At 70.2% G+C, this 16,068-nt stretch carries 13 protein-coding genes; 3 read left to right on the top strand and 10 right to left on the bottom strand.

Annotated elements, in window-relative coordinates; all coding sequences use genetic code 11:
• Positions 1-141: 141 nt before the first annotated feature.
• The 5 genes from F8O03_RS01380 to F8O03_RS01360 form a co-directional block, all read right to left on the bottom strand.
• The gene (locus F8O03_RS01380) at positions 142-873 is read right to left on the bottom strand and encodes a response regulator (protein ID WP_244295806.1); all 732 of its coding nucleotides are present in this window, start codon (positions 871-873) and stop codon (positions 142-144) included.
• 103 nt (positions 874-976) lie between these two features.
• Positions 977-2,419 (bottom strand): sensor histidine kinase, encoded by a 1,443-nt coding sequence (locus F8O03_RS01375; RefSeq protein ID WP_151422060.1) that lies wholly within the window; start codon positions 2,417-2,419, stop codon positions 977-979.
• A 64-nt stretch (positions 2,420-2,483) separates the two neighbouring features.
• On the bottom strand, positions 2,484-2,966 hold the full coding sequence (locus F8O03_RS01370) for a hypothetical protein (protein WP_151422059.1): 483 nt from the start codon (positions 2,964-2,966) through the stop codon (positions 2,484-2,486).
• Positions 2,967-2,969: 3 nt separating this feature from the next.
• Complete coding sequence (locus F8O03_RS01365; RefSeq protein WP_104251635.1) at positions 2,970-3,794, bottom strand: M48 family metalloprotease; 825 nt, start codon at positions 3,792-3,794, stop codon at positions 2,970-2,972.
• Positions 3,795-3,868: 74 nt separating this feature from the next.
• The gene (locus tag F8O03_RS01360) at positions 3,869-4,267 is read right to left on the bottom strand and encodes a BlaI/MecI/CopY family transcriptional regulator (protein WP_104310426.1); all 399 of its coding nucleotides are present in this window, start codon (positions 4,265-4,267) and stop codon (positions 3,869-3,871) included.
• A gap of 177 nt (positions 4,268-4,444) precedes the next feature.
• Here F8O03_RS01360 and F8O03_RS01355 point away from each other — a divergent pair, with 177 nt between their 5' ends.
• The 3 genes from F8O03_RS01355 to F8O03_RS01345 are packed head-to-tail and all read left to right on the top strand — an operon-like array spanning position 4,445 to position 7,781.
• Positions 4,445-5,008, top strand: coding sequence for an ECF transporter S component (locus F8O03_RS01355; RefSeq protein WP_146079043.1), 564 nt, complete (start codon positions 4,445-4,447; stop codon positions 5,006-5,008).
• Positions 5,005-6,918, top strand: coding sequence for an ABC transporter ATP-binding protein (locus F8O03_RS01350; protein WP_151422058.1), 1,914 nt, complete (start codon positions 5,005-5,007; stop codon positions 6,916-6,918). Before F8O03_RS01355 ends, F8O03_RS01350 begins: the two co-directional genes overlap by 4 nt.
• Positions 6,915-7,781, top strand: coding sequence for an energy-coupling factor transporter transmembrane component T family protein (locus F8O03_RS01345; protein ID WP_151422057.1), 867 nt, complete (start codon positions 6,915-6,917; stop codon positions 7,779-7,781). The genes F8O03_RS01350 and F8O03_RS01345 overlap by 4 nt, the downstream gene beginning before the upstream one ends.
• Positions 7,782-8,006: 225 nt before the next feature.
• On the opposite strand, the gene F8O03_RS01340 is transcribed toward F8O03_RS01345, so the two are convergent.
• From F8O03_RS01340 to F8O03_RS01320, 5 genes are all read right to left on the bottom strand, one after another.
• Positions 8,007-8,342 (bottom strand): hypothetical protein, encoded by a 336-nt coding sequence (locus tag F8O03_RS01340; protein WP_151422056.1) that lies wholly within the window; start codon positions 8,340-8,342, stop codon positions 8,007-8,009.
• A gap of 120 nt (positions 8,343-8,462) precedes the next feature.
• On the bottom strand, positions 8,463-10,553 hold the full coding sequence (locus F8O03_RS01335; protein WP_151422055.1) for a DEAD/DEAH box helicase: 2,091 nt from the start codon (positions 10,551-10,553) through the stop codon (positions 8,463-8,465).
• Positions 10,554-10,731: 178 nt separating this feature from the next.
• Entirely contained in the window at positions 10,732-14,211 is a 3,480-nt protein-coding gene (locus tag F8O03_RS01330) for an efflux RND transporter permease subunit (protein WP_151422054.1), read from the bottom strand.
• Positions 14,212-14,344: 133 nt separating this feature from the next.
• Positions 14,345-15,454: a CU044_5270 family protein gene (locus F8O03_RS01325; RefSeq protein WP_151422053.1), complete on the bottom strand. Its 1,110-nt coding sequence runs from the start codon at positions 15,452-15,454 to the stop codon at positions 14,345-14,347.
• Positions 15,417-16,046, bottom strand: coding sequence for an RNA polymerase sigma factor (locus F8O03_RS01320; protein WP_208851771.1), 630 nt, complete (start codon positions 16,044-16,046; stop codon positions 15,417-15,419). Before F8O03_RS01320 ends, F8O03_RS01325 begins: the two co-directional genes overlap by 38 nt.
• Positions 16,047-16,068 lie beyond the last annotated feature (22 nt).

The raw sequence follows: 16,068 nt of genomic DNA, 5'->3' as shown, positions 1-16,068 counted from the left end.
GACGTCCGACGCCGCACCGTCTCTGGGTATGCAGACGACGCTACGGACAACGGCGGGCCGATGGATCGGCCGCGCGACGGAACTCGACCTGGGCCGCTTCATCCGCTCGGGTGAGGTGGCGGCTTATCGGCCAGAGGGGCGCTACTCGACGGGTGCGACGACGCCCACGTTGTAGGCGAAGATGACCGCGTGGATGCGGTCGCGCACCCCGATCTTCGCGAGCAGGTTCGAGACATGCGTCTTCACGGTGGCTTCGGACACGAACAGGCGCGCTGCGATGTCCGCGTTGCTGAGACCTTCCGCGATGAGCGCCAGCACTTCGCTCTCGCGTTCGGTGAGGCTGGCGAGTGCGGGATGCTGGCTGGGCGCCTGGGACGTGCCGTCGTCGTGCACGCCGACCTGCAGCGCATCCGCGACCTGCGTCGGGGCCGGCTCGGGGGCGTCGCGGAGCATGCCGGCGATAACGCCCCGTGTGACCTGAGGGTCGAGCAGGGCATCGCCCGAGTGCACGACCCGCACGGCCTCGACGAGCGTCTCCGGCGGGGAGTTCTTCAGCACGAATCCGCTCGCTCCAGCGCGCAGCGAGTCGCGGACGGCGGCCTCGTCGCGGAAGGTCGTCAGCATGAGCACACGCGGGGCGGAGTCGCCGAGCTTCATGATCTCGCGTGTCGCCGCGATGCCGTCGAGCACGGGCATCTGCACGTCCATGCACACCAGATCCGGCTTGAGCTGCTCCACGACGGCGACGGCTTCACGGCCGTCTGTCGCCTCGCCGACGACGACGATGTCGGCCTCGGACTCGAGGATCAGCTTGAAGCCCATGCGCACCAGCTGGTGATCGTCGACCAGCACCACGCGGATCTGTTCAGACACTTGGCCTCCTTTGGCACCCGCAGCAGCGGTGTCGTTCTCGTGACCGTATCCGGGCGAGGTTACCGGGAGTTGTCCGAGTAGCGCTGAAGTCCGGGGCACGCCGTCACACCTGCCGGTCATATGGCACCCGGAGGAGAACCCGGAAACCGCCGCCACCTCGCTTGCTGGTGGTGACCTCGCCTCCCGCGGCTCGGGCACGCTCCCGCATGCCCACGAGCCCGAGCCCGCCCGCGCCGCTCGTCTGCCTCGCGGCCGCGGCGTGGGCGAAGGACGCCGGCCCGTCGTCGGTCACATCGAGTTCGATTCCTCGTTCCAGATAGCGCAGCCGGACGTCGGCGGGGGCCTCGGGACCAGCATGCTTCCGCGTGTTGGTGAGCGCCTCCTGCAGCACGCGGTACACGGCGATGCCGGTGAGCGGCGACACGGGTCGCGGCTCCCCGAACGTGCTGAACTCCACCGCCATGCCTGCCCCGCGCAGCTCCTCGATGAGGGCCGGCACCTGCTCGACGGTGTGCGTCGACGGCGCGGATGCACCTGATTGCATCCCGGGTGCGCCGTCGTCGGGCGTCGGCGCACCATCGCCGTCCTCCGCATCCGCGCTGCGCAGCGTCGTGAGAAGCGAGTGCAGCTCCTCGATCGCGACGCGCGCGCTCTGCTCGACACCGAGCAGAGCCTGTTGAGATTTCTCTGGCGACGTCTCTGCGGTGCGCCGAGCCGCGGCCGCCTGCAGGCCCATGAGCGAGACGTGATGCGCGACCACGTCGTGGAGTTCTCTCGCGATGCGCACGCGATCAAGGCGGATCGCCTGCTCCCCCACCCGCTTGCGCTCGTCGGCCAGCGCCTCCGCGTACTCCTCCAGCTCGCGTGTGCGCTCCACCAGCGCGGCGCGCTGCCCCGCCCGGCGGTAGTCGGAGTTGCCGAACCAGAAGGCGCCGATGAAGTAGAGCACGTTGATGAGCAGCGTGTAGGCCGTGAAGACGCTCGAGATCCAGTTCTCGCTGTCACTCGACTCCGAGAACGCGAAGAGGAGCGTCGCACGCGTGAAGGCATCGACGACAGCCCACACGGTCATGCCGACCGTGATGGCGATGCGCAGCAGCGTCACCATCACCCGCTGATTGCTCCAGGCCCCCGCCGTGAAGATGAGCAGGAAGTACCCGATCTGCGTGACGACCGTGTCGAGGTACGTGAACGCGAACGCCGACACGAACGCGACCGTGCTGAGCACGAGCATCCACAACGGGAATCGCCGGCGGAGAGCGATGGCGACGCCGTACATCGCGGGCACGAGGAACATGCCGACCAGGGCAGCAGCCGGATCTTCGTCATGCAGCAGACCACCGACCTCAGACGGGTCGGTCCCCTTGCGCAGCTCGAGCACGGCCCAGTTCGAGAACACCATGAGGCCGACCGCGACGATCGCGACGATGACATCGGTGCGCAGCGCACGCCGGGACGGACCAGGACGCTGCCAGTCGGACGGATGCTCGGCATCGAGCCCCTGGAGTCGCTGCCAGAGATCGCTGCCGCGCGGTGACGAGATCATGTGCTCAAGGCTAGGCGCAGCCCCCGACATTCAACGCGCGTGCGTCGTGGGGCACGCGCGCGCATCAGTCGAGCAGGCCGGTCGGCTCGGCGGGGAGACGGCGCCAGGCCGCGTGCAGCCAGATGGCGCCGACGATCGCCGTGCCGAGGCCGACGACCAGCTGCACCGCGCCATTCGCACTCGCTCCCGTGATCGCGAGCACACCTGTCAGCAGAAGCCCCGTGACCGCGAGCACGGAGAGGATGCTGCCCGCAGTCCGAGCGCCCTCCGCCCGCTTCCGCTTCGACGATCCGAGGATCTTCCAGATCGCGCCGTAGCCGACGACGATGACGACGAGCGAGACCACGACGCTCAGCACGCTCGCCGACCGGAACTCGGATTCCTGCTGCCAGTTCGCGAGCGCACCGGCCGCGACCATGACCGCGAGGAGGATCGTCAGCCGCCGAAGCCTCGACACGCGCGCCGGGGTCAGCGACCGCTCGGGCTCTGCTTCTCGCGGCACGTCGTAGCCCGGGCGCGGTTCTTCGAACGGAGTGGGATCAGGCATGCATCAAGCCTGCCACGTCGAGCTGATGCCTCCCGGACGAGCGTGGAGTCTCCTCGCCCGCTGGCGCAGCACGTCGTCGTCCGACCCAGCGCCCGCACTCGCCAGCGCCCGCAGCGCCCCGGCGAGCGCATCCGCGCCCACCGCCTTCGCACCGGCGTCATCCGCGATCAGCTCGATGAGCAGAGCCGTCGCCCGCGACAGGTTCTTCGCACCCGTGTACCGCGGCAGGCACGCCTCGTTGACCTCTGCGAGCCGCTGGGCGAGGGCGTGGAACCTGACCAGGTGGCAGCGCTCGTGGGCGACGACCGCTTCCAGCTGCTCACGCGTCAGGAGCTGCTCGAGCCCGCTCGACACGATGACCACCGGAGCGGGGCCAGCCGCCGCGAGCGCGTGCGGCGCCGGGGACTCGACGAAGCGCACGAGGGCCCCGCCGATGCGCTCATCCCGGTAGGACAGCACGCGCGCAGCATCCCGCAGCTCATCGTTCGCACGCCTCCCGTCGGCCAGAGCGCGCCCGGAACGTCGCGTGACGATGAACCCCCAGCCGAACATGGCGATCAGGCCGACGCTCGCGACGACCGAGGCGAGCGCGATCTCGAAGCCACTGAGCCAGCTGCCCTCGTCATGCTCCCAGGTGAGCACGGCGACGACCGACAGCGCGACGGCCGCGAGCAGCGCAAGCGAACCGCCGACGACGGCACCGTGCCACAGCCCCAGAGCCAGCTGCGGATGCTGCACCTGCCAGGTCCCTCGAGTGAGGAGCGACGGTGCCGCGAGCATCGTGAAGACCGCGAACGCGAGACACACGAGCGCAGGGATGATCCACACTTCGGATCACTCGCGTCCGGGGAGGAACCCCGGACGCCCGCTTGGAGCCATGGTGGAACCCGGTCCGGCTCCGGCTAGCTGGCCGATGCGGGCTCGGAAGCCGAGACAGGCGAGTGCTGGAGGGCCGCGCGAAGGAGGTCCGCGTCGCGGGCGTCGAGGTTGCCCGCGAACTTCAGGAGCGCGGCCTCGCGGCCATCGATCGTCTTCAGCGCATTCAGCATGGCCCTGGAGGCGTGCTCGGCCTCGGTCTGCGTCGCCGCGAAGCGGATGCCGCGCTGCTCGTGCCCGACACGGGTCACGTCACCCTTCGCCCGGAGGCGGTCGAGGGCGGTGAGGATGGTCGTGGACGCGGGAACTCGGCCCGGGAAGCGGTCCTGGATCTCACGGGCCGTGAGCGGTTCGTCTGCGGTCCACAGGAGCCGCAGCACGACGAGTTCGAGCTCACCCCGTGCTCGAGTGCGAGTTCCTGGCATTGTGCTGCTCCAATTCTTGACGCGGATCTACCGTGGGGAACGTCACCCAGATCTCCGCGAGCCTCCAGGCTATCAAGCTCGACGGCCTGTCGCGCGCGTCGCTCTACAGTTTGTAGACTTGCACCAGCCCGTGACCTTAGCGGGATCGTGTCCCGCTGAGGGAAGGCGTGGAGCCCAATGAGAAACGTCAGCACTCGTCTGCTCATGAGCTGTGCCGCGATCGGAGTCGCGGGCGGAGTCGTGTTCACCGTCAACGCCTATATCGGCGGCGCCGTCTCGAACCTCCTCCCACTCGTGTACGGGCTCACGATCGGCCTGTACTTCATTCCTGGAGCGCTGGCGCAAGCGCTGTTCCGTCGTCCGTGGGTCGGCCTCATCACCTCGGCCCTCGCCGGGCTCGTCGCGAGCCCATTCCAGCCGATCGCGTTCGGCGCGTTCCTCATCGGCGTCGGCATCGGCATCCTGCAGGAGCTGCCATTCCTGATCACGCGCTTCCGCCGCTGGTCCGCCTGGCTCTTCCTCGTCGGCTCGACCTTCGCTGGCCTCATCATGACCGCCGCGGCGTTCCGCATCCTCGACGGCGGCGGGTACGACGCGCTCGGCACGGTGCTCCTCATCGGCAGCTTCCTCGTCTCGCCTCCGCTCTGCACGATGCTCGCGGTCTGGCTCGCGAAGCAGCTCGAGCGCGCGGGCATCGGCCGTGACCTGCGGCTCGCGGAAGACCGCAGAGCACCCAGGTGACGTCCCCGCTCCTGCGGGTCGAACGTCTCTCCGTCACCCACTTCGATGCTGCGGCTCCGCGGCCCGACGACGTCTCGTTCTCGATCTCTCGCGGCGAGGCGGTGCTGCTCCTCGGCCCGTCCGGGTGCGGCAAGTCGACGCTCGCGAGGGCGCTGAACGGGCTCATCCCGCAGTCCCTGGGGGCAGACGTGACCGGGAACGTGCTGCTCTCGGACGGCGGACGAGGGCCGGAGGCCGACACCACCTGGCGTGATGTCGCGGATCTCGGAGTCGCCGCCGCCAGCCAGCACGTCGCCATGGTCTTCCAGGATGCGGACGCGCAGATCGTGACCGGCCAGGTCTTCGACGAGGTCGCCTTCGGGCCCGAGAACCTGGGCCTGCCCGTTCCGGAGATCGAGACGCGAGCCGAAGCGGCGCTCGCCCAGCTCGGACTGTGGCAGCGGCGAGACGACTCCCCCGACGTCCTCTCCGGCGGGGGAAGACAGCGACTCGCGATCGCGAGCGCCCTCGCGATGGACTCGCCGCTGCTTGTGCTCGACGAGCCCACTGCGAACCTCGACCAGACCGCGAAGCACGCCATCTACCTGGCGCTCGGGGAGCTCGTGCGCGCGGGCACGCACGGCCTGCTGCTCATCGAGCACGACCTCGATGAGGCGCTCACGATCGCCACCCGTGTCATCGTGCTCGACTCCGCGGGTCGGCTGGTGCTGGACGGCCCGCCCCGAGAGATCTTCGGGCAGCACGCCGGCAGGCTTCGCGAACTCGGCGTCTGGTTCCCCGTCGCCCACGAGGCGGCGGCAGTCTTCACCCACGCCGGTTGGGACCTGGGCGCGGCACCGCTGCCGCTGCTCGGCCGCGACCTCACGCAGCGCCTTGAGCACGCGCGCCCGCCTGAGCGCACGCACCGGCCCGATCACGCGAGGCGCCCCGAGCACGCGCCCCCGCCGACGTCGCCCGACCCACGCATCGGTCTGCGGCCAACTTCGGTGACTGATCGCGCCGAATCAGCCGCGCTCACCCCTGCGACCCCCCGACTGTCACCGAAGTCGGCCGCGTCCCCCGAGAAGTCCGGCACGCAACCGGCTTCCCATCGCCTCGACATGCGCGGGCTCACCGTCACCCGCGGCCGAACACGGGTGCTCGGCCCGGTTTCCCTGAGCATCGAGCCCGGGACGATCACGGCCGTCGTCGGGCACAACGGGGCAGGCAAGTCGACCCTGCTGCAGGCCCTCGCGGGTGTGCGTCGCGCGCCGCGCGGCACCGTTCTGCTCGACGGGCAGGACACGTCCCGGATGCGAGCCGGGGCCCTCCGCGCCCGCGTCGGCTACGTCTTCCAGAACCCGGAGCACCAGTTCCTCACGCCCACCGTGCGCGACGAGCTGGCGTTCGAGCTCGGGCGAGGGACGGCGGATGCACGGAGCCGGGTCGACGAGATGCTCGAGCGCTTCGGGCTCGCCGAGCACGCCGACCGGCACCCGTTCCTCCTGTCAGGCGGCCAGAAGCGGAGGCTCACGGTAGCCGCGGCCCTCCTCGACGGCGCCGACGTGCTGGTGCTCGACGAGCCGACCTTCGGGCAGGACAAGTCGCGCGCCGACGAACTGGTCGCCATGCTCAGGGAGCTGCACCGAGACGGTGCCACGCTGGTGCTCGCGACGCACGACCTGCAGCTCGTGACGGAACTCGCGACGCACCTTCTGGTTCTCGAGGGTGGCGTGGTCGCCGCGCACGGCGACGTCAGCGAGGTCGTGTCCTCCGGTGCGCTCGAGGCAGCGGGCCTCGGCCTGCCGCCGCTCGCGCGGGCGCTGGCGGACGTGGCCAGTCACCCCTGGCTGCGCCGCATCACGTCGGTCTCCCAGCTCGAAGCTGAGCTCGCGCGCCGGTCCTCGCCGACCCTGCACGGTGCGTCGTGAGCGCAGGCAACGCGCTCGTCTCGCGCCCCACCGTCGCACGGTCGCGAGCCGACCGACTGCCCTGGCTGCACCGGCGGACGCCGCTCGTGAAGATCGCCGCGACGTTGCCCGCGATCATCGCGATGTTCGTGGTGCGCGATCCCTTCAGCCCGGCGCTGCTGATCGTGCTCTGCGGCATCGCCATTCTGAGCGGGGCGCGCATGTCTGCTCGAACTGCCCTGCTGCTGATCGTGGGGGTGCCGGTCGTGGTGGCGGTCCTCTCGGTGACCCTCGGCGCCTGGGTCGACCCGACGGCGGACGGCGAGACATCGGGCGCCGCTCCCCTGCTCGCCGCGCTCGCGCTCGACGGCACGGCGACGATCTTCGAGCTCGCCGGCCGGCCCTTCACGGTGGCCGCCTGGGCCACCGGACTCGGCACCGCGCTACGCCTCGTCGCGATCGTGCTGCTGTCCCTGGTCGGCGGAATCGCCACGGCGGGCGACGACTTCGTGCGCTCGCTGGTGCAGCACCTGCACGTGCCCTACCGCTTCGGCTACGCGGCGATGGCCGCGTTCAGGTTCGTGCCGAGGTTCCGGTCTGAACTCGAGGTGATCCGAGCCGCCCGGCGCGTGCGTGGCGTCGATCGTGGTCGGGGACCGATCGCCTGGCTGCGCTCGCAGCTCGACGCCGCCATTCCTCTGCTCGCTGGCGCGCTGAGGCACGCCGACCGGGTCGCGCTCTCGATGGATGCACGCGCGTTCGGCTTCGCCCCGACGCGCACCGAGCGCCACATCCTCCGCACCGACGCGGCTGACTGGGCGCTGATGCCGATCGCGTGGGTCGCGACCGCCGCGGCGCTGCTCGCACCCGACATCCTGAGCTGACGCGGCCGGTCTCGCGCCCCTGCCCGAGCCCACGCGACCTGCCCGAGCCAACGCGGTTGTCCGCCCGAACCGTCTCGCTCACCCGGCGCAGACCTCACCACACGTGTCTCGAGATGGGTTCCGCGTCTCCGGATGAGTTGCAACCCATCCCGAGGCGCGAAACCCATCCCGAGATCAACACGCGGGGCGGCTCCGTCGCCGCGCGCGGCGCAGATGCCGGCGCAGCTACTCGCTCGTGTTCTGTCCGAAGTTGCTCTCGGCCACGCCCCACTCATCCGGCCCGGTCGCGAAGCGCTTGTCGTGCTTCTCCGCTTCCTCGACTTCAGCCTCGAGCTCCTGCGGAGTGTCGACGGGCTCCGGCTCGAAGAGCGAGCCCGCGTCGGGGAAGAGGTTGCCGTCGCCGTTCGCACGCTCGTTGGCGAGCTGCTCGGTGCTGATGCGCGCCGCGCTCTCGTGGCCCGCGCTCTCACCGCCGGAGCCTTCGCCGTCGGCCGCGACGTCCTCGCCCGCGCTTGCCTGGTCTGCCCGCGCCCGCGGGTCGTTCGCCTGCTGTTCGCTCATGCGTCCAACGCTACGCGGCGATCATCCACGTTTCGGGTGCGGGAGCGAACGACGATGCCCCTCGGGACGAAGGGTGTCCTCGTCCGGAGGGGCATCGGCCGATCAGCTCGCGCCGGTCGCCTAGTCTGCGTACGCCATGAAGGCGTCGAGCTCGGCGCCGCCCGGGCGTGCCGGGATCATGGGCGCGTCGATCTCGGCCCGCTCGAGCAGCTCGGACATGCGGCGGCGGCGCTGCTTCGGGATGACGGTGACAACCGTGCCGCGCTGTCCGGCGCGACCCGTCCGGCCGGAGCGGTGGAGGTACGACTTGTACTCCTCTGGCATGTCCGACTGGATCACGAGACGGATGTCATCGACGTGGATGCCGCGCGCGGCGACGTCGGTCGCGACGAGCACGTTGACCTTGCCGCTCGTGAGCAGGCGCAGGTTGTGCGTGCGACGCCCCTGCGTGAGGTCGCCGTGGAGCGCCGCCGCGGGCACGCCGGCCATCGACAGCTCGGTCGCGAGCCCCTCGGCCGCGACGCGCGTCTTGGTGAAGATGAGCACGCGCCCACCGGAGCCGGCGAGCTGCTCGATGACGGCGCGCTTGTCGTCTCGCTCGACGACGAGGACGCTGTGGTCGATGTCCGTGTGCTGCTCTTCCTCGCCGGCAACCTCGTGCACGGAGGGCTTCTTGAGGAACTCCGTCACGAGCCGCTGCACGGCCGCGTCGAGCGTCGCCGAGAACAGCAGCCGCTGCCCGCCTGGCATGGTCATGCGCAGGATGCGCTGCACGGGCTCCAGGAACCCGAGGTCGCACATCTGGTCGGCTTCGTCGAGCACCGTGATCTCGACCTGGTCGAGCCGCAGGAAGCCCTGGCGCTCCAGGTCCTCGATGCGGCCGGGGGTTCCGATGACGATGTCGACGCCGCGCCCGAGGGCCGTGACCTGACGCTGCTGCGGCACGCCTCCGTACACCTGCGTCGTGAAGAGGCCGACGCTGCGGGCGATCGGCTGGATGGTGCGGTCGATCTGCAGGGCGAGCTCACGGGTCGGCGCGACGATCAGGGCGCGGGGTGCGCGCCCGATCTTGCGCTTGCTGGCGTCGGCATCGCGGCCGCGGGCGACGCTGAGCCGCTGCACGAGGGCTGCACCGAATGCGATCGTCTTGCCGCTGCCGGTGCGGCCACGGCCGAGCACGTCGCGTCCCTGGATCGCATCCGGGATCGTCGATGCCTGGATGGGGAACGGGCTCGGCGCGCCGAGTTCGGCGAGCGCGTCGACGATGTTGGCGCCGAGGCCGAGGTCGCCGAAGCTCAGGCCGTCGGCGTTCTTCGCGCCGACCGCGGTCGGGGCGAGACGCTCGAGCACGCGGTCCTCGTCGTGAGAGGGGGCGCGGCCCGCGGCAGACTGGCTGTGGCTGCGGTAGTCCTGGATCGCCCCGCGCTGCGGCTGGTTCGCGCCGCGTGCCGTGGGGTCGAAGTGCTTGGCGCTGCGGTCGCCGCGCGAGCCGGCCGCCGGCTGACGCCCATGCGACTGGCGGAGCGCGTCGTGGTGGTGACGATCGATGCGCTCGTTGCGATCGGAGAACTGCCCGTCGCGCCCGCGAGCGCCGCCGCGCGCTGATGCCGCTCCGCGCGCGGGTGCTCCTCGGCGGGTGCTGTAGCGGTCGTCGCCGCGGGGGCGGCTCTGGTCTGAGCCGCGCGAGCCGCTGCGGTCGCGGTCGCGGTCGAAGGAGTCGGTGCGGCCGGACGCGTCGTAGCCGCCACGTCGGTCGTCGCTGCGGTCGCTGTAGCCGCCCCGACGGTCATCCGAGCCTCGGCCGGCGCTCCGACGGTCGTCACCTGGGCGGGTGTTGCTGCCGGAACCGCCTCGGCGGTCGTCTCCGCGCCCGGCATAGCCTCCGCGGCGGTCGTCGCCGCCCGCCCGAGTTCCGCCGGACCGGCGGTCGTCTCCGCGGAAGGCGCCGCGCTCGCCGCTGCTCGCCGCGCCTGAGCCGCGTCGGTCGTCGCGTCCAGCGGAGCTTCCGCGCCGGTCATCGCGTCCAGCGGAGCCTCCGCGACGGTCATCTCCGGCAGCCCCGTCTCGGCGATTCTCGCTGGCCCAGCGTGGGTTGCCGCCGGGGCCGGCACCTCCGCCGGCGCGGGCGGGTCGCTCGCCGCGGCCCGCGGAGTCCTTGGGGATGTAGTTGCTCGCGGGCTTGAACCCGCCCTTGGCTTTGCGCTTGGGCATGTGTGCCTTCTCCAGATCTGGCACGCTGCTCACACAGAATTCGGCGCATGCCCAACTTGCCAGGCTAGCTCACGACGCCCGCTGTGACCAGACGACAACGTGGGGCATCTGAAACTCTCGCGGGAACCTCTGCCCGCGACGGCTCGAGGACATCCGTGGGGTTCGAGCGCGCGACGGGTCAGTCGACGTCGTTGGCGGCCAGTTCTTCGTCGATGCGCGCGTCACGACGAGCGCGGCGCCGCTCGAGTGGGCCTTCGACCACCGTGTAGAGCGCGGGGAGCACGAGGAGCGTCAGGACGGTGGAGGAGAGGAGTCCTCCGATGACGACGAGGGCGAGGGGCTGCGAGATGAACCCGCCGTGGCCGGTGATGCCCAACGCCATGGGCGTGAGGGCGAGCATCGTCGCGAGGGCGGTCATGACGATGGGCCGGACTCGGCGGGCGCCGCCGGCGAGGATCGCGTCGCGAACGGCGAGTCCGCGCTCCCTGAACTGGTTGACGAGGTCGATGAGCACGATGGCGTTCGTGACGACCACGCCGATGAGCATGAGCACGCCGATGAGCGATGCGACGCCGAGGGGAACGCCGCTCGCGAGCTGCAGCAGGATGGCTCCGGTCGCGGCGAAGGGCACCGAGACGAGGAGCAGCAGCGGCTGGAGGAGGCTCTTGAAGGTCGCCACCATGACGATGTAGACGATGAGGATGGCGGCGAGCAGCGCGAGCCCGAGCTGCTGGAAGGCTGCGGCCTGGTCTGAGCTGACGCCGCCGAGCACGGCCGTCGCGCCTTCTGGGAGCGTCAGCGAGTCGAGCTGCTCGGTGATGAGTGCGTTTGCGGAGCTCAGGTTGTCGTCGGTTGGGACGACGGTGACGGAGGCGAGGGGTACGCCTCGTTCTGACGAGATGGAGACTGGTCCGTCGACGATCTCGACCGTCGCGAGCGTGGTGAGCGGGACGGGGCCGAGCGCGGTCGGGATGCTCGTGGCGCGAAGCGCGTCGATGTTGGCGGGCGGTTCCGCCCCGAGCAGCACGACCTGCACGCTGGAGCCGTCGACGGTGAGGGAGCCGACGGGGGTGGGCTGGAGCTGCTGGGCGACGATGCCGCCGATGGCGGTCTGGCTGAGCCCGTATTGGGCGGCGGTCGCCTGGTCGATGTCCATCTGCACGAAGGGGCGGGTCTCATCGAGGTCGCTCGTGATTTCCCCGAGTTCTTCGACGCCGCTGAGGGTGGCGACGACCTGGTCGCTCGCCTCGCGGAGCGTTTCCGCGTCTGGAGCCGTGAGGTCGACGCTGATGGCGCTTGAGAACCCGGCGCTTCCGCCCCCGCCGACGGAGATCTCGCCGGCTTCCTCGGGGAGGGCGTCGAGTTCTTCGCGCAGTTCCGCCTGGATCGCGTCTGCGTCAGCGTCCGTCGACGTGGTCACGGAGAAGCTGGCGCGCGAGGCGCCGCCGCCAGTGAAGAGCGAGGCCGCGCCGCCTCCGCCGATCGTCAGCTGCACGGTCTCGACGCCTGGCTTGGCCCGCAGGATGTCTTCCACTTGCGAGGCGGCCTCTCCGGAGGCGGCGAGCGTGAGGTTGGGTTCGAGGGCCTGCGTCACCGTGAAGCTGTTGCTGCCGGTGTTGCCGAGGAAGTTGGTCTTCATGAGGGGAGCGAGGGCGCCCGTGAGGATGAGGATGAGGACGGCCGCGCCGAGGGTGATGAAGGGGCGACGGAGGGTCCACCCCAGTACCGGTTCGTAGCCGCGCTGCAGCCAGCTTGATTCTTCGTGCGTGGTCGCGAGCTCGGAGTCGGGGCCGTGCTCTGCACGACCGGCGACGCCTGCTTCCTGTTCTGCCTGGCGGCGGCGGGCTCGGCGCGGGTGGAGCTCTTCGTCGTCGCTGCGCAGACCGAGGGGCGCGAACCTTCCGGCGTCGCGCTGCGCGCGTTCGCGGCGCGGGCGCACGCGGACGGCCTCGACGGTGCTGTCGCTGCCTGCAGCCTCCGTCTCGGTGGCCGTCGTCGAGTCCTGCATGGCGACGCCGCCGGTGGCGGGTGCGGTTTCACTGGCGAGCACATGCTCGCGTTCTCTGCTCGGCTCCGGACGCGTGGACGCGTCGCCGGGCTCGGTGCCGTTGCCGTTGGCGTCGCCGTTGGCGTTGCCTGACCAGGTCTCCGCCGTGCCGACGCGGGCGGGACGTTTGAGGTGCCGTCCGCCGAGCATCCAGTAGGCGAGCACGGGCACGATGGTGAGGGAGACCAGCAGCGACGCGAGCAGCGCGATGACGCTCGTGAGCGCGAACGGCCGGAAGAGCTCGCCGGAGATGTCGCCGACGAACGCGATGGGGAGGTAGACGGCGACGGTCGCGATGGTGGCGCTCGTGACGGCGGTGGCCACTTCACGGACCGCTTCCGAGATGACCCGCACTCGCTCGCTGCCCCGCAGGCTGGCGCCTGGGTGCATCGCCATGTGTCGCTTGATGTTCTCGATGACGACGATGGAGTCGTCGACGACTCGACCGATCGCGATGGTGAGCGCCCCGAGCGTGAGGATGTTGAGGGAGTACTCGGCGGCTTGCAAGCCGATGAACGTGACGAGCAGCGAGGTCGGGATGGAGATCGCGGTCACGAGCGTCGCGCGGAACGACAGCAGGAACACGAAGATGACGATGACGGCGAAGACGAGACCCAGGAGTCCTTCGACGACGAGTGTGTCGATGGACTGCTGGATGAAGGGGGCCTGGTCGAACACGATCTGCAGGGTCGCTCCCCCGCCGATGGATGCCTGGAGCGCGGGCAGCGCATCGCGGACTGCCTGGGAGACCTCGACGGTGTTGGCGTTGGCGAGCTTCGTGACGGAGACAGTGAGGGCGTCTTCGCCGTTGACGCGGGAGATGGAGCTCGCGGGTTCCGGTCCGAGCTCGAGCGTGGCGACGTCGCCGAGGGTTGTCGTGGCAGGGGTCGCGCCGCTCAGCGGAAGGGCGGCGATGGCGTCGACGTTGTCCAGCAGCGTCCCGGCCTGCACGGTGAGGGCGTCTTCGCCCTCGGTGATCTGGCCGATGGGGATGAGCGTGCCGGCGGCGTCGAGCGTGTCGCGGATGCTCTGGATGCTGGCTCCTGCCCCCGCGAGCGCCGCCTGGTCTGGGGTGATCTCGATGCGGGAGACCGGTGCGCCGCTGACCGCCGCTTCGCGGACCCCGTCGAGTTCGGTCAGGCCTGGCACGGTCGAGCTCTCGAGGCTCGCGGCGAGCTCTTCGGTGTTGGTGCCGCCCGTGGCCGCGATCTGGATGACCGGGAAGTCGTCGATCGACCCGCTGAGCACGGTCGTCTCGGTGCCCTCGGGGAGTTGGCTCTCGATGCGGTTGAGGGCCTGCTGGATGCGCTGCTCTGCGTAGACCGTGTCGGTGCCGTACTCGAATTCGACCGTCACGGACGAGAGGTTCGCGCTGGAGGTGACCTGGGTCGACGAGAGCCCCTGAAGCCCCTGGAGCGACGTCTCGACGAGGCGAGACACGTCCTCGTCGACGATCTCGGGTGAGGCACCCGGGTAGCTCGTGACGACCGAAACGATGGGCAGGGAGACCGATGGAATCAGTTCCTGCTTGAGCGAGGTCATCGACAGGCCACCGAAGAGGAGCACGGAGAGCGTCACAAGGGCGATCAGCGCGCGGTTTCTCAAGCTCATCTCAGCGAGTTTGTGCACTCGGCCAGTCTTGCACGCACCACCGACAGTCCCCGGAACCCCGCTGAGCGCTTCCCGAATCCGTGGTCCGGGAAGCGATCAGACGATCAGACGATCAGACGATCAGGCGCTCGGGTCAGGTGCAGGTGATGGCCCCCGTGGCCGGATCGTGTTCGCAAAAGTCCCCGAGCGCCCCACCCTGGGTTCCGCCCGCGGGCGCGTCGTCCACGACCGTTGTGGTCACCGTCGTCGAGCCGACCGTCGTCCCCGGAGGGATCCCACCGAGTCCGTCGTTCTGGACCTGCCGCTCGCCGATCAACTCCCCGGTGTCCGGGTCGATGACGATCTCCTGGCTGTTGCCGGTGCCGGCCTGCTCGATGCCGATCGCGACGCCGCTGCGTCCACCCTGTCGCGCATCCTGGTCGGTGATCGTGATGCTCGGGACAAGTGCAGCAGCGCCGAAGAGCGCGGCCCTGATGTCCGCGGGCACGGGCCCGCTCCGAAGCAGGTCTGCGATGAAGACGAGGGCCCGCGCGTCCGGATTGCCTCCGTGGTCCGCGTTGGCAGCGGTGATGTGCGCGTACATGGCCGCGGGGTCACGAGGGAGGGACTCGAAGTCGTAGATGTCCTCCGTCGCCGGCATGCCGTAGAACGTGCCTCCCGGTGCCCGCAGCAGCTCATCGACGAACCCCGGACCCTGCATGCCGGACGCGGCTTGCTCTTCCGCGAGCCGCTCCGACTCCGCACCGAACGTCTCGACGACCTCGCGCGCGGACTTCTCGAGGACCCAGTCCTCGTCGCGGTTCGCAGGCACGTAGAGCACATCGTGGGTGCCCTCGAGCCAGCTCACCGCCTCGGTGTCGCTGAGCAGGGCCGTGGAGCTGTAGACGGCCTGGGTCTCGATGCGCAGGTACTGCCCAGGTTGCACAACGGGGTCGCGCGTGGCGATGGCAGCTTCCGCCGCATCCTGTAGCACCGCGGCCGCGGCAGGAGGAGGAGCTGCAGGTCCGGTGTCGTTCGAGAACCCGCCGGTGACGATGACCGCGGTCGCGACCGCGCCAACCGTGATGGCCGTCAACAACGACCACCCGACCCGTATCCGCTTGCGCGCCCTCGGCCCGACTGTCGCGGCGCCGCCGGCGGATCTCGCTCGCTCGACGAGGGCGTCCCGTCCGCTCTCGACGGCCGCTCGGCTCGGCTCGGCCTGGTCAGCGCGCACTCGGCGCAGCAGTTCGATCTCGTCCATCGCGTGTCTCCAATCCGTGTGCGGCCTTCGCGTTCGCGCGCCGGCTCTCCTGCAGTTCAGTGGCGCGCTGGAGCTTCCTCCGCGCGCGATTCAGGCGTGAGCGGACGGTCCCGACCGGAATGCCGAGCGCCGCCGCGACACCCTCGTAGTCGAGGTCCCCCAGCGCGTAGAGGAGCCGCGCGTCCCGGTCTCCTTTGGAGAGCGAGGCGACCGCGGAACCGAGGCTTCGCATGCGCGCGCCCGCATCCAGGCGGGCCTCAGCATCTGGAGTGAAGTCGCGGTGCTCGGCCAGCGCGGCGGCGTCAGACGCCGTGAAGCTGCGCCATTCGCGCGCCTCGACGCGGCGATGCTTCTTGAGCAGCGTCGTCGCGATGCCGAGCAGCCAGGCCCGCACCTCGCCTCTTGACGTGTCGAAGCGGACGCGCTGCTCGAAGGCGACGAGGAACGTCTCCGACATGACGTCGTCGGCGATCTGCTCGTTCGTTCTTCGCGCGGCATACCGGTGCACGAGCCGGCTGTGCCGGTCGTACAATTCCGCGAATGCCGCGGGTTCACGCCGCGAGCGTTCGATGATCTGGGTGTCAGTGCTCACAACAGGTATTGCAGGTTCGACG

The organism is Pseudoclavibacter terrae (genome assembly GCF_008831075.1).
Lineage (GTDB): Bacteria > Actinomycetota > Actinomycetes > Actinomycetales > Microbacteriaceae > Pseudoclavibacter > Pseudoclavibacter terrae.
This window is presented reverse-complemented; position numbering and strand designations above follow the sequence as displayed.